19 protein-coding genes are annotated in these 22773 nt (G+C 56.9%); 18 read left to right on the forward strand and 1 reads right to left on the reverse strand.

Annotated elements, in window-relative coordinates:
* Positions 1–190: 190 nt before the first annotated feature.
* Positions 191–1525, reverse strand: a complete 1335-nt coding sequence (locus tag GH660_RS15210; RefSeq protein WP_153147543.1) for a TRZ/ATZ family hydrolase — start codon at positions 1523–1525, stop codon at positions 191–193.
* 99 nt (positions 1526–1624) lie between these two features.
* On the opposite strand from GH660_RS15210, the gene gyrA reads away from it, so the two are divergent.
* The 18 genes from gyrA (at position 1625) to GH660_RS15300 (ending at position 22772) form a co-directional block, all read left to right on the forward strand.
* On the forward strand, positions 1625–4228 hold the full coding sequence (gyrA, locus tag GH660_RS15215; protein WP_153147544.1) for a DNA gyrase subunit A: 2604 nt from the start codon (positions 1625–1627) through the stop codon (positions 4226–4228).
* A complete protein-coding gene (gene serC, locus GH660_RS15220; protein WP_153147719.1) occupies positions 4228–5313 on the forward strand; it encodes a 3-phosphoserine/phosphohydroxythreonine transaminase in 1086 nt (361 codons plus the stop codon). Before gyrA ends, serC begins: the two co-directional genes overlap by 1 nt.
* A 6-nt stretch (positions 5314–5319) precedes the next feature.
* A complete protein-coding gene (gene pheA / locus GH660_RS15225; protein WP_153147545.1) occupies positions 5320–6411 on the forward strand; it encodes a prephenate dehydratase in 1092 nt (363 codons plus the stop codon).
* A gap of 8 nt (positions 6412–6419) precedes the next feature.
* Positions 6420–7508 carry a histidinol-phosphate transaminase gene (gene hisC / locus GH660_RS15230; RefSeq protein ID WP_153147546.1) on the forward strand — a complete coding sequence of 363 codons (1089 nt, stop codon included), beginning with the start codon at positions 6420–6422 and terminating at the stop codon, positions 7506–7508.
* Positions 7509–8375 carry a prephenate dehydrogenase/arogenate dehydrogenase family protein gene (locus GH660_RS15235; RefSeq protein WP_153147547.1) on the forward strand — a complete coding sequence of 289 codons (867 nt, stop codon included), beginning with the start codon at positions 7509–7511 and terminating at the stop codon, positions 8373–8375. It begins immediately after the preceding gene.
* Positions 8375–9217 carry a DNA ligase gene (locus tag GH660_RS15240; protein ID WP_153147548.1) on the forward strand — a complete coding sequence of 281 codons (843 nt, stop codon included), beginning with the start codon at positions 8375–8377 and terminating at the stop codon, positions 9215–9217. Before GH660_RS15235 ends, GH660_RS15240 begins: the two co-directional genes overlap by 1 nt.
* 46 nt (positions 9218–9263) lie before the next feature.
* Entirely contained in the window at positions 9264–10328 is a 1065-nt protein-coding gene (rfbB, locus tag GH660_RS15245; protein WP_153147549.1) for a dTDP-glucose 4,6-dehydratase, read from the forward strand.
* On the forward strand, positions 10325–11209 hold the full coding sequence (rfbA, locus tag GH660_RS15250; protein ID WP_153147550.1) for a glucose-1-phosphate thymidylyltransferase RfbA: 885 nt from the start codon (positions 10325–10327) through the stop codon (positions 11207–11209). The genes rfbB and rfbA overlap by 4 nt, the downstream gene beginning before the upstream one ends.
* Entirely contained in the window at positions 11209–11736 is a 528-nt protein-coding gene (gene rfbC, locus GH660_RS15255; protein ID WP_153147551.1) for a dTDP-4-dehydrorhamnose 3,5-epimerase, read from the forward strand. The genes rfbA and rfbC overlap by 1 nt, the downstream gene beginning before the upstream one ends.
* Before the next feature lie 178 nt (positions 11737–11914).
* A complete protein-coding gene (glmS, locus tag GH660_RS15260) occupies positions 11915–13738 on the forward strand; it encodes a glutamine--fructose-6-phosphate transaminase (isomerizing) (RefSeq protein ID WP_153147552.1) in 1824 nt (607 codons plus the stop codon).
* 156 nt (positions 13739–13894) lie between these two features.
* A complete protein-coding gene (wecB, locus tag GH660_RS15265) occupies positions 13895–15019 on the forward strand; it encodes a non-hydrolyzing UDP-N-acetylglucosamine 2-epimerase (RefSeq protein WP_368666123.1) in 1125 nt (374 codons plus the stop codon).
* Complete coding sequence (gene wecC, locus GH660_RS15270) at positions 15016–16278, forward strand: UDP-N-acetyl-D-mannosamine dehydrogenase (RefSeq protein ID WP_153147554.1); 1263 nt, start codon at positions 15016–15018, stop codon at positions 16276–16278. Before wecB ends, wecC begins: the two co-directional genes overlap by 4 nt.
* Before the next feature lie 136 nt (positions 16279–16414).
* On the forward strand, positions 16415–17608 hold the full coding sequence (locus tag GH660_RS15275; protein ID WP_228276519.1) for a hypothetical protein: 1194 nt from the start codon (positions 16415–16417) through the stop codon (positions 17606–17608).
* Between the two features lie 2 nt (positions 17609–17610).
* Positions 17611–18072: a serine O-acetyltransferase gene (locus tag GH660_RS15280; protein ID WP_153147556.1), complete on the forward strand. Its 462-nt coding sequence runs from the start codon at positions 17611–17613 to the stop codon at positions 18070–18072.
* On the forward strand, positions 18069–19625 hold the full coding sequence (locus tag GH660_RS15285; RefSeq protein ID WP_153147557.1) for an O-antigen ligase: 1557 nt from the start codon (positions 18069–18071) through the stop codon (positions 19623–19625). The genes GH660_RS15280 and GH660_RS15285 overlap by 4 nt, the downstream gene beginning before the upstream one ends.
* On the forward strand, positions 19622–21139 hold the full coding sequence (locus tag GH660_RS15290; protein WP_153147558.1) for a hypothetical protein: 1518 nt from the start codon (positions 19622–19624) through the stop codon (positions 21137–21139). Before GH660_RS15285 ends, GH660_RS15290 begins: the two co-directional genes overlap by 4 nt.
* Positions 21136–21831 (forward strand): WbqC family protein, encoded by a 696-nt coding sequence (locus GH660_RS15295; RefSeq protein WP_153147559.1) that lies wholly within the window; start codon positions 21136–21138, stop codon positions 21829–21831. Before GH660_RS15290 ends, GH660_RS15295 begins: the two co-directional genes overlap by 4 nt.
* Complete coding sequence (locus GH660_RS15300) at positions 21828–22772, forward strand: glycosyltransferase family 2 protein (RefSeq protein ID WP_153147560.1); 945 nt, start codon at positions 21828–21830, stop codon at positions 22770–22772. The genes GH660_RS15295 and GH660_RS15300 overlap by 4 nt, the downstream gene beginning before the upstream one ends.
* Position 22773 lies beyond the last annotated feature (1 nt).

A 22773-nucleotide genomic window follows, 5' to 3' on the forward strand; every position in this document is an offset into this window, starting at 1 on the left:
AACCGCTCTTGGCGACGACGTCACGCTGGTCGATGACATAAACGCGCTCCTGAGCCTGAGCGACGGTGGCACCGAAGCCGATACCGGCCAGCAGAGCCAGAACAAGCGACTTCTTGGCAATGTTGTTGATCATTGTTTTCCCTCGTTGAAGAAAATTAGCAAACCTTTTACCCCAGTAGCGACCTGTAATTCAGGATTCCCTACGGACCTCGAGCCTATTCTGCCATAGGGCCAACGACGATTCCAAGTCATTTTGGCCGTTTCCGACGATGCTTTTGTGGTCTACGCAACACTTTCCGGTGATCCAGACGTGGGTCACGCATTCGCGGCCGGCGGCATGGACGAGGTGCGACAACGGGTCGTAACAAGGCTTTGTATTCAGGCCCTTGAGGCTGACTGCGACGAGATCGGCGGCCTTGCCGGGGGTGATCGAGCCGATTTCGTCACCGAGCCCGAGGGCCTGCGCCCCGTTCAGTGTCGCCATGCGCAACGCCTCGCGGGCCGGCAGGACGCTGGCGTCACCGGTGCTGCCCTTGGCCAGCAGGGCGGCCAGCCGCATTTCGCCGAACATGTCGAGACGGTTGTTGCTGGCGGCGCCATCGGTCCCCAGGCCGACGTTGATCCCCAGTTGTCGCATCCGCGCCACAGGGGCGATGCCGCTTGCCAGCTTGAGGTTCGACGTCGGGCAGTGAGCGACGCTGGCGCCAGCGGCGGCCATCAGTTGAATGTCATCTTCTGCCAGATGGACGGCGTGGACGCCGATGAAACCCGGGCCGAGCAGGCCAAGACGCTTCAGGCGGGCGAGCGAGGAGACGCCGTGCAGGCGGTGGCTTTCCTCGATTTCATGCCGGGTCTCGTGAATGTGGCAGTGAATCGGCATGTTGAGTTGTTCCGCCAGCGTGACGATGCGTCCGAAGGTCGCGTCGGAAACCGTATAGGGCGCGTGCGGGGCGAGGCAGAAGCCGATCAGCGGGTGGGTCCGCCATTGTTCGTGGGCCGCGAGCCCCTTCTTGATGTAATCGTCGGCGTCGCTGGCGTAGGGGGTCGGGAACTCCAGCATCGTGATGCCGAGCCTGGCGCGCATGCCGAGTTCGGCGGCGGCCGTGGCGGCGGCGTCGGGAAAGAAATACATGTCGTTGAAGCAGGTGGTGCCGCCCAGCAGCATCTCGGCGCAGGCTAGACGTGTTCCATCGTATACATATTGCGGCGATACGTGCGCCGCTTCCGCCGGCCAGATGTGTTTCTGCAGCCACTCCATCAGCGGCAGGTCGTCGGCCAGACCGCGCATCAGCGACATTGCGGCATGGGTGTGCAGATTGACCAGGCCGGGAATCAGGATGTGCTCTTCGAGGACGACGCGTTTTTCCGGGTTGAAGCGCTTGCGCGCCTCGCCGTCGGGGAGAAGGGCGACGATCCGTCCGGCATGAACGGCCACCGCGTGGTTTTCGAGCACCACGTCGGGGTCGACCGCAGCGACCCAGCTTGGCTCGATCAGCAGGTCGATGGTTTCGGGAGTGTCTTTCATGGAAAACGGCGTCTGTCTCGGGCTGGCTGGCATGTTAAAATATCAAATTACGCCTGATTCAACCAATAAAGCGCAGCGCCCGCCGCGCGAATGTGAGACATGGACCAATTCGCCAAAGAAACACTGCCGATCAGCCTCGAAGACGAGATGCGGCGTTCCTATCTCGATTATGCAATGAGCGTGATCGTCGGCCGGGCCCTGCCCGATGCGCGCGACGGCCTGAAGCCGGTGCATCGCCGGGTGCTGTTCGCGATGCACGAGCTGTCCAACGACTGGAACAAGGCGTACAAGAAATCGGCGCGTATCGTCGGCGACGTGATCGGTAAGTACCACCCGCACGGCGATACCGCGGTCTATGACACCATCGTGCGCATGGCGCAGGATTTTTCGCTGCGCTACATGCTGGTCGACGGCCAGGGCAACTTCGGTTCGGTCGACGGTGACAACGCGGCGGCGATGCGTTACACCGAAGTGCGGATGGCCAGGATCGGCCACCAGTTGCTGGAAGACATCGACAAGGAAACGGTCGATTTCGGGCCGAACTACGACGGCTCCGAAAACGAGCCGCTGGTCATGCCGGCGCGCATTCCGAACCTGCTGATCAACGGTTCGTCCGGCATCGCGGTCGGCATGGCGACCAACATCCCGCCGCACAACCTTAACGAGGTGATTGCCGGTTGCCTGGCGGTCCTGGAAAACCCGGCGGTCAGCATCGACGAACTGATCCAGCACATTCCCGCGCCGGATTTCCCGACCGCCGGCCTGATCTACGGCGTGATGGGCGTCCGCGAAGGCTACAAGACCGGCCGCGGCCGCGTCGTCATGCGCGCCCGCACCCATTTCGAGGATATCGGCAAGGGCGACCGCCAGGCGCTGATCGTCGATGAAATCCCGTATCAGGTTAACAAGAAGAGCCTGATCGAGAAGATCGCCGAACTGGTCAACGAGAAAAAGATCGAGGGCATTTCCGATATCCGCGACGAGTCCGACAAGTCGGGCATGCGCATCGTCATCGAACTGAAGCGCGGTGAGGTCGGCGAGGTCATCCTCAACAACCTGTACAAGCAGACCCAGCTGCAGGACAGCTTCGGCATGAACATGGTGGCCCTGGTCGACGGCCAGCCGCGCCTGCTGAACCTGAAGCAGATGCTCGAATGCTTCCTGTCGCATCGCCGGGAAGTGGTGACGCGGCGCACCGTGTTCGAACTGCGCAAGGCGCGCGAGCGTGGCCACATCCTGGAAGGCCTGGCCGTCGCGCTGTCCAACGTCGATGAAATCATCGCCCTGATCAAGGCGGCGCCGACGCCGCCCGACGCCAAGCGCGGCCTGATGGAACGCACCTGGCGCAGCCCGGTGGTCGAGGAGATGCTGCAGCGCGCCGCTTCCGACGCCTCGCGCCCGGACGGCCTGGCGCCCGAATTCGGCCTTTCCGGACAGGGCTACCGTCTCTCCGACGCCCAGGCGCAGGCCATCCTCGAACTGCGCCTGCAGCGCCTGACCGGTCTGGAGCAGGACAAGATCGTCGGCGAATACAAGGACGTGATGGCGAAGATCCTCGATTTGCTGGACATCTTGGCCAAGCCGGAACGCATCACCGAAATCATCGTCGGCGAACTCACCGCCATCCGTGACCAGTTCGGCGACGAGCGCCGCTCGGAAATCGTCCTGCACACGCAGGAACTCGGCATCGAGGACTTCATCACGCCGATGGACATGGTCGTTACCCTGTCGCACGGCGGTTACATCAAGGCCCAGCCACTCGCCGATTACCGCGCCCAGCGGCGCGGCGGCCGCGGCAAGCAGGCGGCGGCGATCAAGGACGAGGATTTCGTCGATCACCTGTTCGTCGCCAATACCCACGACTACATCCTGTGCTTCTCGAACCGCGGCCGTTGCTACTGGCTCAAGGTTTACGAGGCGCCGCAGGGCAGCCGGGCCAGCCGCGGCAAGCCGATCGTCAATCTCTTCCCGCTGGAAGAGGGCGAACGGATCAACGCCGTGCTGCCGGTCAAGGAATTCTCCGACGACCAGTATGTCTTCATGGCGACCGTCATGGGCACGGTCAAGAAGACGCCGCTGTCCGACTACTCGAACCCGCGCAAGGCCGGCATCATCGCTGTCGCGCTGGACGAGGGGGATTACCTGATCGGCGTCGAGCTGACCAACGGCCAGAGCGACATCGTGTTGGTCTCGAATGCCGGCAAGGCGGTCTGGTTCGACGAAGAGGATGTCCGGCCGATGGGCCGCGGTGCCCGCGGCGTGCGTGGCATGAAGTTGCAGGAAGGCCAGTCGGTCATTTCCCTGCTGGTGGCCGAGAGCGACCAGCAGACGGTGCTGGTGGCGACCGAGAACGGTTACGGTAAACGCACCGTGCTGGCCGATTTCCGCCATTCCGGCCGCGGCACCCAGGGCGTTCGCGCCATCGCCGACAGCGAGCGCAATGGCACCGTGGTCGGCGCCAAGCTGGTCAACGATGAAGATGAAATCATGCTGATCACCACCGGCGGTGTACTGATCCGCACCCGGGTCGCCGAGATTCGCGGCATGGGCCGGGCGACGCAGGGCGTCACGCTGATTTCGCTGGACGACGGCGAGAAGCTGGCCGGGTTGGAAAAAATCGTCGAGTCGGTCGGCGAAATCGAAGCCGAGGGTAACGGCGAAGGCAATGGTGAAGTGGCAGGCGAGGCCGCCGGGGAGGAATGATGAGCCGGGTCTGGAATTTCAGCGCCGGCCCCGCCGCGCTGCCGGAAGAGGTGCTGCGCCAGGCGCAGGAAGAGTTGCTCGACTGGCACGGTGCCGGTTGCAGCGTCATGGAAATGAGCCATCGCGGCAAGGAATTCATGTCCATCCTGGCGCAGGCCGAGGCCGACCTGCGCGAGTTGATGGGCATCCCCGAACAATACAAGGTGCTTTTCCTGCAGGGCGGGGCGACGCAGCAGTTCGCTCAGATCCCGATGAACCTGCTGGCCGGGCGCTCGGCCGACTACATCGTGACCGGCTCGTGGTCCAAGAAGGCGTTCAAGGAAGCGCAGCGCATCGGCAACGTGCGTTGCGCGGCGACCACGGAAGGCTCCAGCTTCACCGGCCTGCCGTCGGCCGACGAAATCAGGCTCGACCCTTTCGCCGCCTACCTGCACGTCTGCACCAACGAGACCATTCATGGCGTCGAGATTCCGGCCGAGCGCATTGCCGATGCCGGCGTGCCGCTGGTTGCCGACATGTCGTCGCACATCCTGTCGCGCCCGGTGCCGGTCGAGAAATTCGGCCTGATCTATGCCGGCGCGCAGAAAAATATCGGCCCCTCGGGCCTGACGCTGGTCATCATCCACCGCGACCTGCTCGGCATGGCGCCGCTGAACATCCCGACGGTCATGGATTATGCGGTGATGGCCGAGAACGGCTCGATGCTCAACACGCCGCCCACTTACGGCATTTACGTAGCCGGCCTGGTTTTCCAGTGGCTGAAGCGCCAGGGCGGGCTGGAAGGCATTGCTGCGGTCAACGCCGAAAAAGCACGCATTTTGTACGAGTGCATCGACAATTCGGCGGGCTTCTACGCCAACCCGGTCGATCCCGAATGCCGCTCGCGGATGAACGTGCCGTTCTCCTTGGTCAATCCCGGACTCGACGCCGCCTTCCTGGCCGAATCGAAGGCGGCTGGTCTCGTCTCGCTGAAAGGCCACAAGTCGGTCGGCGGCATGCGCGCTTCCATCTACAACGCTGTCTCGCTGGAAGGCGTGCAGGTGCTGGTGGATTTCATGAACGATTTCGCCCGACGCAACGGTTAAACCAAGATGAGCGACGATCTGCAAAAGGCATTGGCCGGCGTCCGTGCCGAAATCGACGGCATCGATGCCGAGCTGCTGCGCTTGCTCAACCAGCGTGCCCGCTGCGCGCAGAAGGTAGGCGAGATCAAGGCCGAGCATGGCGAAGCCGGACACATCTACCGTCCCGAGCGCGAGGCGCAGGTGTTGCGCCGCCTGCAGGAAAGCAACCCCGGACCGCTGCCTGGCGAGAACATCACCTTCTTCTTCCGCGAGGTGATGTCGGCCTGCCTGTCGCTGGAAGAACCGCTGGGCATTGCCTTTCTCGGCCCGCTCGGTACCTTTTCCGAGTCGGCGGCGACCAAGCATTTCGGCCATGCCGCCCGCCTGCTGCCGCAGTCGTCGATCGACGATGTCTTCCGCGAGGTCGAATCCGGCCATGCCCATTACGCGGTCGTGCCGGTGGAAAACTCGACCGAAGGCGCGGTCGGCCGCACCATGGATCTGCTGCTCGGTACGCCGCTGCGGATTTGTGGCGAGGTCGTGCTGCGCATCCACCAGAACCTGCTCTCCAACGAGAGCGACCTGAACCGGATCGGCAAGGTCTATTCGCATGCCCAGTCGCTGGCGCAGTGCCATGAGTGGCTGAACCGCATGCTGCCCAGGGCGCAGCGGATTTCGGTCGGCAGCAATGCGCAGGCGGCGCAGAATGCCGCGGCCGAAGCGGGCACGGCGGCGATTGCCGGCGAAGCGGCGGCGGCGCGCTACAACCTGCCGAAACTGGTCGAGAACATCGAGGATGAGCCGAACAACACGACGCGCTTTCTCGTGCTCGGCAAGCACGATGCCGGCGTCTCGGGCCGCGACAAGACCTCGTTGATCATGTCCGCACCGAACCGCACCGGTGCGCTGCACGAACTGCTGCTGCCGCTATCCACGGCGGGTGTTTCGATGTGCCGCCTGGAGTCGCGTCCCGCCCGCAATGTCCTCTGGGAATACGTCTTTTACGTCGATATCGAAGGCCATCGCGACGATCCGGCGGTCAAGGCGGCACTCGAAAAGCTGGCCGGCCACGCCGCCTATCTGAAAATTCTCGGGTCCTACCCGGTTGCCGTTTATTGAGGAACGCCATGAGCCTCGTCGAACAAGCGCTGTCCTACGTTCGTGCCATTTCCCCCTACCAGCCGGGCAAGCCGATCACTGAACTGGCCCGCGAGATGGGCATTCCGGTCGACAAGATCGTCAAGCTGGCTTCCAACGAAAATCCACTGGGCATGAGTCCGCTGGCCCGCCAGGCCGTCGAGAAGGCGGTCGCCGGCATCGAGCGCTACCCGGACCAGTTCGACCTCATCGCCAAGGTGGCCGAACGTTGCGGCGTAGCGCAGAATCAGGTCGTACTCGGCAACGGCTCGAACGACGTACTCGACCTGATCGCCCGCGTTTTCCTGGCGCCGGGTCGCTCGGCCGTCTTTGCCCAGCATGCCTTCGCCGTTTACCCTCTCGCCACGCTGTCGACCGGGGCAGAGTTGATTGCGACGCCGGCGAAGCACTACGGCCATGATCTGGCTGCCATGCGTTCCGCCGTCCGGCCCGACACGCGCATCGTCTGGATCGCCAACCCGAACAACCCGACCGGCAACTTCCTGCCCTATCCGGAAGTGCGTGCCTTCCTCGAAACTGTGCCGCAGGATGTGATCGTCGTCCTCGACGAGGCCTACAACGAATACCTGCCACCGGCCGAGCGGGTCGATACCGCTGCCTGGATCAAGGATTTTCCGAACCTGGTCGTTACCCGCACCTTCTCCAAGATCTTCGGCCTGGCCGGCCTGCGTGTCGGCTATGCGCTGGCGTCCGCCGACATCGCCGATCTGATGAACCGCGTGCGTCAGCCGTTCAACGTCAACAATCTGGCCATCGCTGCCGCCATCGCCGCGCTCGACGACCACCTGTTCGTGGCCGAGAGCTACCAGCTCAATCGTCGCGGCATGGAACAGATCATCGCCGGCCTCAAGCGCCTGGGCCTGGAACATATCCCGGCGCACGGCAATTTCGTCACCTTCAAGGCGGGTGACGGCGCGGCGGTCAACCAGAAACTGCTGAAGCAGGGTGTCATCGTCCGCCCGATTGGCGGCTACGGGCTGCCTGAATGGCTGCGCGTGACCATCGGCACCGAGACGGAAAACGCCCGTTTCCTCGAGGCGCTGGAAAAGGCGCTGTAAATGCCCGAGTTCGGCAAGGTCGTCGTCTTCGGCACCGGTCTCATCGGCGGTTCCTTCGCGTTGGCGCTCAAGGAAGCCGAAGCGGTCGAGGAGGTGGTCGGCTTCGGCCGCACGCCGTCGACCTTGCGTGTCGCCCAGGAACTCGGCGTCATCGACCGCGCCGGCATCAATCCGACCCACGAAATCGAGGATGCCGATATCGTCCTGGTGGCGACCCCGGTGGCGCAGATGCCGGAAATCTTCGAGCGCATTGCTCCCTACCTCGGACCCCATACCATCGTTACCGATGGCGGCTCGACCAAGGGCGACGTCGTTGCCGCTGCCCGTGCGGCGCTTGGCGAGCGTATCAGCCAGTTCGTTCCCGCCCATCCGATCGCCGGCGCCGAAAACAGCGGCCCGGCCGCGGCGCGCGGGGATCTCTATCTGGGCAAAAAGGTCGTCGTCACGCCGCTGCCGGAGAATTCGGACGATGCGCTCGACCACATCAAGCGTGCCTGGGCGCTCTGCGGCGCCGACATCTACGAACTGACGCCGGAGGCGCACGACCGTGTGTTCGCCGCCGTCAGCCATCTGCCGCATCTGTTGTCCTTCGCGCTGGTTCATGACCTGGCGGTGCGCGAGGATGCCGACCTTTTCTTCACCTTCGCCGCGTCCGGGTTTCGTGATTTCACACGCATCGCCGCCAGCCACTCCGAAATGTGGCGCGATATCTGCCTTGCCAATCGCGATGCGCTGCTTGGCGAATTGGACAGCTATCGCGCGCAGCTTGACGAACTGCGCACGGCGCTTGCCCATAGTGACGGCGAGCGCCTGGAAGAGATTTTCGGGATCGCCCGTCAGGCGCGTCGTAGCTGGGCCGGCGACTGATGTTGCGCCTACTGGGAGCCTGGTTGATCGCCCTGGCGCTTGTACTCCCGGTCATCGCGGTCGCAGCAGAGCCACCGGCCATCTTGCTCGCCGAGGTCTATCGCAATCAGGTCGATGTCGCCAAATACCTCGTCAGCGAAAAGCTCGACGGCGTGCGCGCCATCTGGGACGGTAATACCTTGCGCTTCCGCAGTGGCAAGGAAATCAACGCGCCACGCTGGTTCATCGAAGGTCTGCCCAGGCAGGCCCTGGACGGTGAGCTATGGATGGGGCGCGGCAGTTTCGAGCGCCTCTCCGGCGTCGTTCGCCGTGAAGTGCCGGACGACGGCGAATGGCGCCAGGTGCGCTACATGATTTTTGAGTTGCCGGGAGCTGCCGGCACTTTCAGCGAACGTGCCGAGGCAATGCGCCAGATCGTCCGCCTGGCCAAAGTTCCCTGGCTGCGTGAAATCGAGCAGTTTCCAGTGGTCGACCGCAACAGCCTGCAGAAGCGGCTTAAAGAGGTAGTCAAGGCCGGCGGCGAAGGCCTGATGCTTCATCGCGCCGATGCCCTCTACGAAACCGGCCGCAGCGATACATTGTTGAAAATGAAACCTTGGGAGGATGCCGAGGCGGTAGTCATCGGCCATCTACCCGGCAAGGGCAAGTATGAGGGAGTGACAGGGGCCTTACGCTTACGTACTGCGGATGGGCGGGAATTCGCGGTCGGTACCGGTTTCACCGATGCTCAGCGTCGGAACCCGCCTGCACCAGGCACTACGGTGACCTATCGCTACCGTGATCTGACCAACTCGGGCTTGCCGCGCTTTGCCAGCTTCCTGTGGGTTCGCCAGGAACCTTGAGCGACCGGACTAAAATATTGAATCTTCATTTATTGGGTAGTAATCGATGATCCTCGTTACCGGCGGTGCTGGTTTTATCGGCAGCAACTTTGTCCTCGACTGGCTGACTCAATCCGATGAGCCTGTTATCAACCTCGATGTACTGACTTATGCTGGCAATCTGGAGAACTTGACCGACTTGTCAGGCGACCCGCGTCATTTGTTCGTCCATGGTGATATTGGCAACTTCGATCTGGTTGCCAAGCTTCTCGCCGACCATAAGCCTCATGCTGTCATCAATTTTGCTGCCGAATCCCATGTTGACCGCAGTATTCATGGGCCAGAAGATTTCATCCAGACCAATATCGTTGGTACCTTCCGTTTGCTCGAAGCTGTGCGTGCTTACTGGAGCAACCTGGAGGGGGAGTCAAAAGGCAGTTTTCGTTTCCTCCATGTCTCGACTGACGAAGTCTATGGCTCGCTGGGAAAAGACGATCCCGCCTTCCGGGAAACCAACCGCTACGAGCCCAATAGCCCTTACTCAGCCAGCAAGGCGGCCAGCGACCATTTGGTGCGTGCCTACCACCATACCTACGGCCTGCCGGTTCTGACCACCAATTGCTCCAACAACTACGGCCCCTACCACTTCCCGGAAAAACTGATCCCGCTGGTCATTCACAACGCGCTTGCCGGCAAGCCGCTGCCCATCTACGGCGACGGTCAGCAGATCCGCGACTGGCTCTACGTCAAGGACCACTGCAGCGCCATCCGCCGCGTACTCGAAGCGGGCAGGGTAGGGGAAACCTACAACATTGGCGGCTGGAACGAAAAACCCAATCTCGAAGTCGTCCATACCCTTTGCACCATTCTTGACGAACTCAGCCCAAGAGTCGACGGCAAGCCTTATGAGGAACAAATTACCTACGTCAAGGATCGCCCGGGCCACGACCGCCGCTACGCCATAGACGCCAGCAAGATCGAACGTGAGCTTGGCTGGAGACCTGCGGAAACGTTCGATACCGGCATCCGCAAGACAGTGCGCTGGTATCTCGACAATCAGGCGTGGGTTTCCAATGTGACGAGCGGCACCTATCGGCAATGGCTTGATAAAAATTACGAGGCGCGTGCATGACCACCCGCAAAGGAATCATTCTCGCCGGCGGCTCCGGTACCCGTTTGTACCCGGCCACCTTATCCGTGTCGAAGCAGTTGCTGCCGATCTTTGACAAGCCGATGATTTACTATCCGCTCACCACCCTCATGCTGGCGGGCATTCGCGATATCCTGATCATCTCCACACCGCAGGATACTCCGCGCTTCGAGCAACTTCTCGGAGACGGCAGCCAGTGGGGTCTCAACCTTCAATACACGGTGCAACCAAGCCCGGACGGCTTGGCGCAGGCATTCATTCTTGCGGCGGCGTTTGTCGGCAACAACCCATCGGCCCTCATTCTTGGTGACAACATCTTTCACGGCCACGAATTCAGCGAGCTTCTGCAAGGCGCCAACGCCACCCATGACGGTGCTACCGTCTTCGCTTACGCCGTGACCGACCCGGAACGCTATGGTGTCGTTGAATTCGACAGCACCAAGCGCGCCATATCCATCGAAGAAAAGCCCCGCCAGCCGAAATCCCGTTACGCAGTCACAGGCCTCTACTTCTACGACGCCGACGTTGTCGATATCGCCAGAAGTATCAAGCCCAGCGCCCGTGGCGAACTCGAGATCACCGACGTCAACCGCAATTACTTGGAGCGCAACAAACTCAAGGTTGAAATCATGGGCCGCGGCTACGCCTGGCTCGATACCGGCACCCATGACTCTTTGCTGGAAGCCGGGCAATTCATCGCCACCATCGAAAAGCGCCAAGGCCTCAAGGTTGCATGCCCAGAAGAGATCGGCTGGCGGCAAGGCTGGGTTAGCGACGAAAGCTTGGAACAAATCGCCCAGTCGTATGCCAAGACGGGCTACGGACAATATCTGCTTGGTCTCCTGCGTGAGAAGGTATTTTGATGAAGGTAACGCCTACAGCGATTCCTGATGTTCTCCTCATCGAGCCCAAGGTCTTCGGCGATGACCGCGGATTTTTCTTCGAAAGTTTTAATCAGAAGGTCTTTGAAGAGGCCACTGGTCTACAGGCCACCTTCGTCCAGGATAACCACTCAAAATCTTCCAGAAACGTCCTGCGCGGTCTGCACTATCAGATAAAGCGGCCGCAAGGAAAGCTGCTGAGGGTCGTGCAGGGCGAAGTCTTCGATGTCGCGGTCGACATCCGGAAAGACTCAAAAACCTATGGCCAATGGGTCGGACAAATTCTCTCGGCTGAAAACAAGAAACAACTCTGGATACCTCCTGGCTTCGCCCACGGCTTTCTGACCTTGAGTGAAACTGCCGAGTTTCTTTACAAAACGACCGATTACTATGCCCCGGAACATGAGCGTTGCATTGCCTGGGACGATCCGAAAATCGGCATCAAATGGCCGTTGACCGTAGCCCCGCTTTTGTCAAAAAAGGACAAGGCAGGAAAGGGGCCGGCGTAGACTGTTGGCGTTGATCTCTCTGCGAGTAAGTCTATAAAAATGTTATTGGGATTGTTCAAACTATCATCTATTGTCAAGTTGATAGTCTCGATATGGGGTGTTTGAGGTAAAATTAACGATTTGCCTGTGACCGGAAATTTTGGTGCTGGCAGCTTTTCAAACGGAAGCTTTCCAAGTCATGTGCGGCATCGTCGCGGCAGCAGCCGGCAACAACATCGTTCCCGTTCTCGTCGAGGGTCTGAAGAAACTCGAATACCGCGGCTATGACTCGGCCGGCCTGGCCGTCATCAGCGGTGGCAGCATCGAGCGCGTCCGCTCGGTTGGCCGCGTTGCCGAGCTTGAAGCCGCCTCGGCCGCGACCACCGCCGTCACCGGCATTGCCCACACGCGCTGGGCCACCCACGGCGTGCCTTCCGAACGCAACGCCCATCCGCACGTCTCCGGCTCGATCGCCGTCGTCCATAACGGCATCATCGAGAACTACGAAATCCTGCGCAACGAACTGACCGCCCAGGGCTACGTCTTCACCTCCGACACCGACACCGAAAGCATCGCCCACCTGATCGAAGCCACGCTCAAGGGCGAACCCGACCTCTTCGCCGCCGTGCGAACCGCCTGCCGCCGGCTGGTCGGCGCCTATGCCATCGCCGTCATTGACCACCGGCAGCCGGGCAAGGTCGTCGTCGCCCGCGAAGGCTCGCCGCTGCTGCTCGGCGTCTCCGACAACGGCAACTACGCCGCCTCCGATGCCTCGGCGCTGCTCCAGGTCACCCGCAACATGGTCTATCTGGAAAATGGTGATATTGCCGAGTTGACCGCAACCAGCGTCAGGATCACCCGTCTCGACGGCACCCCGGTCGAACGCCCGATCCATGTCTCGCAGCTTTCCGCCGCCGCCGTCGAACTCGGCAACTACCGGCACTACATGCAGAAGGAAATCTTCGAGCAGCCGGAAGCGCTGGCCAACACGCTGGAAATTGTCGGCGGCAGCAAGAGCATCCAGCCCGGCATCTTCGGCGCAGAAGCCGGCCAGTTGTTGGCCGATGTCGACTCGATCCTGATTCTCGCCTGCGGCACCAGCAGCCACTCCGGCTACACCGCCCGCTACTGGCTCGAAGCCATCGCCGGCGTTCCCTGCAATGTCGAGATCGCCAGCGAGTACCGCTACCGCACTTCGGTGCCCAACCCGAAGCAGCTGATCGTCGCCATCTCGCAATCCGGCGAGACCGCCGACACGCTGGCGGCGCTGCGCCACGCCAAGAGTCTTGGCCAGACCAAGACGCTGGCCATCTGCAACGTTCCGGAATCGGCCATTGTCCGCGAATGCGCGTTGCGCTTCATCACCCGTGCCGGCCCGGAAATCGGCGTCGCCTCGACCAAGGCCTTCACCACCCAGCTCGCCGCGCTGTTCCTGCTGACGCTGGTCATGGCCAAGGTCAGGCAACGCCTGAGCGCGCAGGACGAAAGCGCCTATATCGATCAGCTGCGCCACCTGCCGGTTGCGGTCAACAAGGTGCTCGGCCTCGAATCCGAGATCGAAACCTGGGCCAAGCGCTTCGCCGACAAGCACCATGCGCTTTTCCTCGGGCGTGGCCGCCATTACCCGATCGCCCTCGAAGGCGCGCTCAAGCTCAAGGAAATCTCCTATATCCACGCCGAAGCCTACCCGGCGGGCGAACTCAAGCACGGCCCACTGGCGCTGGTCGACGCGGAAATGCCGGTCATTTCCGTCGCCCCCAACGACCAGTTGCTCGACAAGCTGAAGTCCAACCTCAGGGAGGTCCAGGCGCGCGGCGGCGAACTCTACGTCTTCGCCGACAAGGATTCGGAAATTCCCGAATCGGAAGGCGTCCATATCCTGCGCCTGCCCGAGCACTACGGGGAACTGTCACCGATCCTGCACGTGATTCCACTGCAGCTGCTGTCCTACCATGCGGCGCTGGTCAAGGGAACGGATGTGGACAAGCCGCGAAATCTGGCGAAATCGGTGACGGTTGAATGAGTAAAAAGCAAGTGATGTCATTCATTCGGACCTGTCGGTGAACTCTATGTTAAGAAATCTGACTGTGGTGCGATCCATGATTTTTTTGACCAAGAGCCATGAGTTAGTTTGTTGCGTCGGCATCTACGGATGGGAGGTTGTGTGTCAATTCGCGTGATGTGCGTATTTGGAACGCGACCGGAGGCTATAAAAATGGCCCCGGTTGTGAAGCAGTTAATGTCAATGCCTACAAATTTCAATACTAAAGTGTGCGTGACCGGTCAGCACCGCCAAATGTTGGATCAAGTGCTGGACCTTTTCGAGATCAAACCGGACTTTGACCTTGCGATCATGAAGCCCGGCCAAGACTTGGCAGGTGTGACAGCTGCAATTCTTGGTGGGCTGAATGATCTTTTCCAGAACGAGCCACCTGATGTTGTCCTAGTTCACGGAGACACGGCGACTACGTTCGCAGCGACGCTGGCTGCCTACTACCACAAGATTCCGGTCGCGCATGTCGAGGCTGGGTTGCGCACAGGGAATATCTATTCGCCTTGGCCCGAAGAGGGTAACCGAAAACTGACTGGAGTTCTTGCACAATTGCATTTCGCGCCCACTAATGTTTCGCGCGAGAACCTTCTACGCGAGGGTTGTGATGATATAGACATATTTGTCACAGGCAACACCGTGATTGACGCATTGCTTACCATTGTCGCGAAACTGGAAAGTGAACCGATGCTTCGAAAGAGATTCGAAAATGAGTTTAAATTTCTTAATCCGGATCGCAAGCTTGTTCTCGTAACCGGCCATCGAAGAGAAAGTTTTGGTGGTGGGTTCGAGCGTATCTGTAAGGCCTTGGTTGAGTTAGCTAGAGAGTTTCCTGATGTCGAAATTGTATACCCAGTACATTTAAATCCGAATGTCAGAGAACCGGTCAGGCGGCTACTATCTGACATCTTAAATGTTCATCTTATTGAACCGCTAGACTACCTTCCTTTCGTTTACTTGATGAATCAGGCGCACATAATTCTTACGGATTCCGGTGGGATTCAGGAAGAGGCGCCCTCGCTCGGAAAGCCGGTATTGGTGATGCGAGATACCACGGAGCGTCCAGAGGCGGTGGAGGCTGGCACTGTGAGGCTGGTCGGGACAGATAGTGAAAAGATATATGAAGCATTGAGTGAGTTGTTGTCAGATAAAAAAGCCTACGAGCGTATGAGCTTTGCACACAATCCTTACGGAGACGGTAAATCGGCTCAAAGAATTTCAAAGATACTTATCGAAAGAATCGGAAAGCAATGAAAAGCGAATTTAAATCGGTTTCAATGATTGGACTTGGCTATATCGGTCTCCCTACTGCAGCAGTTATTGCTAGCCGCGGGGTTGAGGTGATTGGCGTTGATGTCAACGTTCATGCAGTTGAGACAATCAATAGTGGCCGTATTCATATAGTTGAGCCTGACCTTGATGCACTGGTTCATGAGGTTGTTCGACAAGGTAAGCTACGAGCGACAACTCAGGCTGAACGGGCGGATGCCTATTTGATCGCTGTGCCCACGCCATTCAAGGATGGCCACAAACCTGATCTCGACTATGTCGAGGCAGCTGCGCGTTCAGTTGCGAAGGTCCTCAAGAAAGGTGACCTGGTTATCCTTGAGTCGACCTCGCCAGTAGGAACAACCGAGCAACTTGCTGCCTGGATGGCCGAAGAACGGCCTGACTTGTCATTCCCTCAGCAAGCAGGAGGAAGTGCAGATATCAATGTTGCTTATTGCCCGGAGCGAGTGCTTCCCGGAAAAGTCATTCAGGAACTCGTAGAAAATGACCGGGTAATTGGCGGGATGACCGAAACGTGCGCTAAACGAGCTCAATCACTTTATAGGATCTTTGTACGGGGGGAATGCTTGATCACGAATGCGCGCACTGCAGAAATGTGCAAGCTGACCGAGAATTCATTCCGTGACGTGAATATTGCCTTTGCCAACGAGCTGTCGCTTATTTGCGATGAGTTGAATATTAATGTGTGGGATCTGGTCAGGTTGGCGAACCGTCATCCACGAGTGAACATTCTGCAGCCCGGGCCTGGTGTAGGCGGGCACTGCATTGCGGTGGATCCATGGTTCATAGTGGACTCTGCACCGGACTCGGCTCGAATTATTCGTACTGCACGCCTTGTAAATGACAGCAAACCGGAATTTGTTATTGGCAAAGTGCTTGATGCCGCTCGTAACTTGAGTAATCCGGTAATTGCCTGTCTTGGTCTAGCCTTCAAGCCGGATATTGATGATTTGCGGGAAAGTCCAGCGCTGGAAATCACCAAGGTTCTCGCTGAAAAGGGGCTTGGCCGCATCATCGCAGTAGAACCCAACATTGATACCTTGCCTGCTGCGTTATCCAGTCAGGTCGAGTTGATGGATCTAGAAGAGGCTTGCGTGCTGGCCGACATCATCGTCATTCTCGTAGATCACCGCCAGTTCTTGCAGGTGGATTGGTCAGGTATTGACCGAAGCGTCATCGTAGACACCAAGGGTGTGCTGTCCAGAAAATCTTCGGCCGCATGATTCGTCGGCTGAAATGTCTGGTGTCCAGGTGTTTTCTATACAAATTGAATTTAGTAAGTGCTGCCCCCTTGGCTGAAAGCTATGCGGAGTGATTAACGTCGCTATACAGGTATTGACGCTTCTAAGTGGAATGCTGGTGAATTTTGTCGTGCCAGCACTCTATGGACTGGAGTCTTATGGAACTTTCATTCAGGCGAACATTCTTGTTTTCGTTTTTCAGAAACTCACTGACATTGCCAACGAACCATTGATAAGCCATGTTGAGGGGCGCTATGTATTTGCAACGTCCTTGCTGATGGGGGGCGTGGTAATGCTCCTGTTTCTCATCACCAACAGCATTGATCCAATTGGCAACCCGCTCTTGCTCGGCGTGATGCTGGTTAGTTCCTGCTGTTTACTTTCGATGTATGCGCTTCGTCAGCAACTCAGGCTTCTTGTTTATCTAGTTGTTTTTCTCGGGGTCTTCGGTTTTATGCTGGCGCTCAAGATGCTGGCTGATTGGCAGTTAAGCATTGTCGATGTACTCGTATGGACAAATCTCGTTCCCGGGCTTCTTGCAGCGCTTGGGCTTGTCTCCTCGGGTTCCCGGTTGCCCCCTGGAAAGCAATTGTTATCCACCGTGGGTAATACGTTTGTCATGTTGCCTCGCATGATCTCGGTCACGCTCGTTTTCAATCTGCTTACAAACATATTGCCGTACATACTCTCCAAGACCCTTCCGATTAGAGACCTTGGCTTGTTCCGGGTCGTAACGTCCGTTATTCAATCGGCGACAAGTCTGTTCCCCCTGAACACCAAAGCGATATTCGTCGCCTTTGTCGGAGGCGAGCGACGGGAAGCGTTGTTCAATACCATCATGTCAGCCTCGCTCCTTTACTTCTCGATTCTTGGCGTATTCGGGTACCTGCTCGCGTGGATGGTGCCGAAACTCAGTCCGTACCTTGTGCTGGTCGCCGGTCTTCCGGTGCTTTACTGGGCAGTTGTCTCAGAGCGTTACCTCCTCGCCAGCGGTGCGCGTCGACAGGTCATGATTGCCAATTTGACGGTCGGATTACTGGCTGTAGTTACGGTCTTTTTTGTCGAGGATCTGAAGCAAGCGGTGATCTTCTATGCGCTGGGATTTTCGGCGTATGCCTTGGTATTGCATGCCTGCTGTCAGCCACGTGTCCATTCGGGCGCTATGTATTGGGTCGTTATCCTCTCGCCTTGCGTTGTATGGCTAAAGGAAATGAGTATCTTTATTCCCATCCTTTACATGGTTTCGTTGATTATTCTGGCGACCGTTGTCCTTCGGTTCCGTCCGGCCGATTTGCGTAATTTGAGATTCTGAAAATGAACGCTGTCCAACTCTATCGCCTTGGGAATTGGTGTCACAGTAAGCATATTCCGCTTTTTCCAACACTGATCCGCAACCTAATTTTTTTGTTGTACAACTCCTATATTCCTTGTTCAGCCTCGATAGGAGACAATTCAATTTTTGCCTACGGCGCGATTGGCGTTGTGGTGCATGCCAATGCGATCATTGGTAGAGGTTGCGTGATTGGTCAAGGCGTCACCATCGGCGCTTCCGAAGGTTTCGTTTCGCCGGAGACGAACATGTGCCCGACAATTGGCGACAACTGCTATATCGGTGCGGGGGCAAAGATACTCGGAGATATAAAAATTGGTGACAGTTGCCAGATAGGCGCTGGAGCAATAGTTCTCAAAAACATACCTGATCATTCAGTCGTGGTTGGTGTACCGGCACGCGTCGTTGGACAGACCGAATTAAGTTTTCTGGCGATTCGATCATGACATCCGGCCTGTTCAATCAGTTGAGTCGGCGTGTTGACAACGCGCCTCCCTGGGTAGTTATTGCGAGCGCCTCGGTAGCAGCAAGCTTTCTTATGCAGGAAGCGGGCGGTGTTTTCTTTGCCGGCATTGTGGCTGCGGTGCTTATTGTCCTATTGGCTTTGATTTCGTCCTGGTTCGGATTACTGGCGCTATTTCCGATGGCGTTTGCGATCCGACCGACGCCACCATCGATCGGACTGCAAGAGGGCTTATTTGCGGTATTGCTTGCAGTCATTTTTGTCAGCGCAGTTCTCAGGCAGTTGAAAAATTACGGCATCAGTTCATTTTTTCGGACCTTCGGCTGGTTCGTTCTCTCGATGTGCGGATTGCTGGCGATCAATCTGGTCGTTGCCCAATTAAACCAGGTCTCCCTCGCGGATTGGCTCCGTGGCGTGGTCCCTTTCCTGTTCGTTCTTGCATTTGTGCCGGTAGCGATTTTGTTGGGCCACAACCGGGAGAGGCAATTCTGGTTCGGTTGCTCGGTTGCTGCTTTGATTGCCTTGATGGTCGGCTATGTCGTGGCGTTCTACTTTGCAAACTCATTGTGGCAGCCATACTGGAAACTGACGGTTGATGGCGAAGTGCTGCGGGTTTCGGAACAGATTGCCATGGATTACCCGGATTCAGCCTATGGACCGTTGCTGGACCGAATTACGATGCTGGTCCAGCGTTCAACAGATGCCATCTTGCCCATCGGTATGGTGGCAGGATTCGTGGTTGCCGTGTTCGCTAGAGGTAAGCTGGGTACCCTACTGGGAATGTGCCTCTCCCTTGTCAGTTTGGCTGCAATTTTGACAACATTCACGCGGAGCATGCTTTCGAGTGCTGTCTTGGTGCTTGGCATTTTTGCACTATTTGTTCTCGTTTACCGCAGGGACAGGCTTCTGAAAATGGTTTGGCTAATGTGCTGCTTGGCAGTAGCAGGCCTTGCATTCGTTTTTGGAACTGGAATGGACAGGGTATGGATTGGGCGCATGGGTTGGTTGATTGAATCCATCAATACACTTTTCAAAATTGAGTTGTCCGGCGTGGCCCCGGAGTTGTCCGGCGTGGCCCCGGAGTTGTCCGGCGTGGCTCCGGATAAAGTGGACGGGAATGTCAGCACGCGAATCGAAGAATACCGAATCGCGTGGCAAATGTTTCTGGATCACCCTTTGCTGGGCAATGGGTTGGGTGTCAAGCATGAAATGCGCTGGGAAACTTCTGAGGGGAAATCTCTCTACCAGTCGGTGGGCTATGTCCATAATTGGCCACTCTATATTCTGATGGTCGGCGGTGCGACGGGGTTGTTTGCTTACATTGCCACACTCCTCGGACCTGTGTTATCAGGTCTTTCGTATTTGAAGACGGAATCCGATGCGCGGACAATCGTGCGCATGGTCCTCCTGACTATGGCTGTCTACGGTTTGTTTTTTGCTGTATTTCGCCTTGTGACCTTTAATCTCATACTTGCTGCAGCTTGGGGATATATTTATTCACGAAGGGTACCAAAGGAAACTGAAGGCGCTCAATGATCCAAGTTGACTGGAGAGGCCGGACTCTCAATATACTTTCCTGGGTGATATTGATTGCTGTTCTTGCACCTGAGTGGTGGGCATTTTTCAAGAGCGAGGCCTTTGTTTTTGTCAACGGCTGGGATGAAGAGACCTATCTTTCGTGGCAAGGAGTGCTCGGAGCGAAGGATGGTCCTGGCTATTACTCTCTGTATCTCTATTGGGCTCTGCATCAGATCGGATTTTCTGGTGCAGTCCAGAACCTGATTTCAGATACGATATTTTTCCCGCTTACCATTTATCTGGTTTTCTTGTCGCTAAAGCGCATTAACTTTGGGGCAGATAGCGCGTTGGCGTACGCTGTGCTTATCTGCCTTTCTTCTGTTCTTTTTAATTACGCCAATCCTCTTGTTTCATACCTTCTGGGGCCTTATAACGGCAATGCCATCTTTATGGCAGGTCACGAATATTACCCGACCATATTACGTACGCCCAATCCGCAGGTCTCGTACTTCTTGCTTGCACTTGCGGTGTATGGCTTTTTGCGACTGCGTCGCGCGTGGATTCTCCTTCTGCCACTGCCGTTATTGTATTTTCATGTGGCGGTCCCGTATGTTTTTTTGTTGGGGCTGGTTGCAGCGCATTGGATTGTCGTAACCAAGTTTAGATCTACTGGCAGTCCCGGTAGAACTGTTCTTGTGTTTCTCACAATATTTCTCGCTTTTTCGTTAGGATTGACGCTGCTCTTTTATTTGGGTGGCCTTTACCGGCCGGACAACGTTATCCGACAGTCGAGTCATCTGTTTATTGAGACTAGACGGCCTCAAATCCCATTGATACTGATGCTTCTCGGACTCTTGGGTGCATTGATCATTTTTTTCAAATGGGCACATCCTTCCAAATTCCAAGGTGCTGCGCTTGGCTGGCTTGCTATGGCAGCGTTGATGTCGGTCAACGTTCACGTCGTTGCAGGGTTCATGCTTTCCCAAAAGAACTACTATGACTACGGCTTGAGTGTGCTGTTTGGTTTGGGATTGGTATTGATGATTGAGATGTTGCTCAATGAAAAGGTGCGCTACTGGGTAGTGCTGTTTGCCTTGCTATTAGTAGGCTATGCAGCTTTTCAAAGCCAGCATCGCTACGCAAAATACGCGGTATCAATGAGTGCTAGAATCGCGCCGATTCTGAAAGAAGTCCGCAAAGATCCGCTTCACAGCATCATTCCATCGCTCGACGTTTCTTCGATGATGGCCTATTCCACTCCAAAGCTACTGGCACCACCATTTTCTTATCTTTATTACTTTGGCTTCATCGCTAGGCAATGTTCCGAGTATGAATTGCTTCTCGACAACGCAGTGGCTTATGCGAAGGGCGTACTCCAAGATCAGCCAGAGCAATTAAAAGAACTTATGAAAACCGCCTCTAATATCGAACGAGGAAGGCGGGAGGCCGGTGCCATGCCATATTCAGAGCAGGACTATTGTCACGCAAATTTCAATCACAAAAAGGAATTTACCTTGTTCCAGTCAAAATGAAAAAGGTTGCTATCATTCAGTCCAACTACATTCCCTGGAAGGGCTATTTTGACATGATCGCCGCGGTGGATGAATTCATCCTCTACGACGACATGCAATACACTCGGCGCGACTGGCGGAATCGAAACCAGATCAAGACGCCGCAGGGGGTGCAGTGGCTGACGGTTCCGGTAAAGGTCAAGGGCAAGTATCACCAGACCATTCGCGAGACCGAGATCGAGGGTACCCAATGGGCGATGGACCACTGGAAGGCTCTTTCGCAGAATTACCGTCGCGCTCCATGCTTTAGGGAGATTGCGGCTTGGCTCGAGCCGCTCTATCTGGGCGAGACGCCAACGCATCTTTCACAATTGAATCGTCGCCTCATTGAAGTGATTTGCTCTTACTTGGGCATCAAGACGATCATCAGCAATTCATGGGATTATCCTTTGTCCGAAGGCAAGTCCGAGCGGCTGGCTGATCTGTGCGTTTCAGCAGGTGGACGAGAATACACCTCTGGCCCGGCTGCCAAGGATTACATCGAAGAGGCTGTCTTCGAAGAGCGTGGCATCAAGCTGACCTGGTTTGACTACGCTGGATACCCAGAGTATCCGCAGCTCTGGAGCGAATTCACCCATGGGGTTACGATACTGGACTTGCTCTTCAACTGCGGTAAGGATGCACACCGCTACATGAGGTATGTGCGCTCGTGAAGTTATCCATCGTTGCAACCCTCTACCAGTCTGCGCCCTACATTGCCGAGTTCCATCTACGGGCCGGTGCTGCGGCCAGGCAACTCGTCGGTGACGACTTCGAAATTGTCCTTGTAAACGACGGCTCACCAGACAACAGTCTCGATCTGGCGATCAAGCTGACTGAAGAGGATGCTCACGTTGTCGTCGTCGACTTGTCCCGCAACTTCGGACACCACAAGGCGATGATGACAGGGCTGGCCCATGCCAATGGCGAACGGGTCTTCCTGATTGATAGCGATCTAGAGGAGGAGCCGGAGTGGCTGATGCGCTTTTCTGAGAGTTTGGAGAGCCAAAAATGCGATGTTGTTTACGGGGTTCAAGAGCAGCGTAAAGGGGGGCTCATCGAGCGCTGGACCGGTCTCTGGTTCTACGTGCTTTTCAAATGCTTCACTGGTCTCGAACTCCCGGAGAACCTCGTTACAGCCCGATTGATGACTCGCCGCTATGTTGAGGCTTTGCTTCGCCATCAGGAGAGAGAGCTAATGATCGCAGGCATTTGGCTAATTACCGGATTTGTGCAAGAACCACAAACAGTTAAGAAGCATAGCAGTAGTGAAACGACCTACACTTTCCGCCACAAGATGTCGATTCTTGTGAATTCGGTTACCTCCTTTAGTAATCGGCCGCTAATCGCCATTTTTTATACTGGTGTGGCGATCTTCATCTTGGCCACGATTTACACATCCTACCTTGTAGGGAGTTGGTATTTTTTCGAGAAACCGTTGAGCGGTTGGACATCGGTTATGGCTTCAATATGGCTTTTGGGTGGTTTGGTTATCTCGTTTGTTGGGATATTGGGAATCTATCTTTCCAAGATATTCTCGGAAACAAAGCAACGCCCCTATACAATTGTGCGGCATGTGTACGGGCGTGTCAGTGCTCAATATTCGAATCAGTGAA

Origin of the sequence: Dechloromonas sp. H13, assembly GCF_009469615.1 — a bacterium.
GTDB lineage: Bacteria > Pseudomonadota > Gammaproteobacteria > Burkholderiales > Rhodocyclaceae > Azonexus.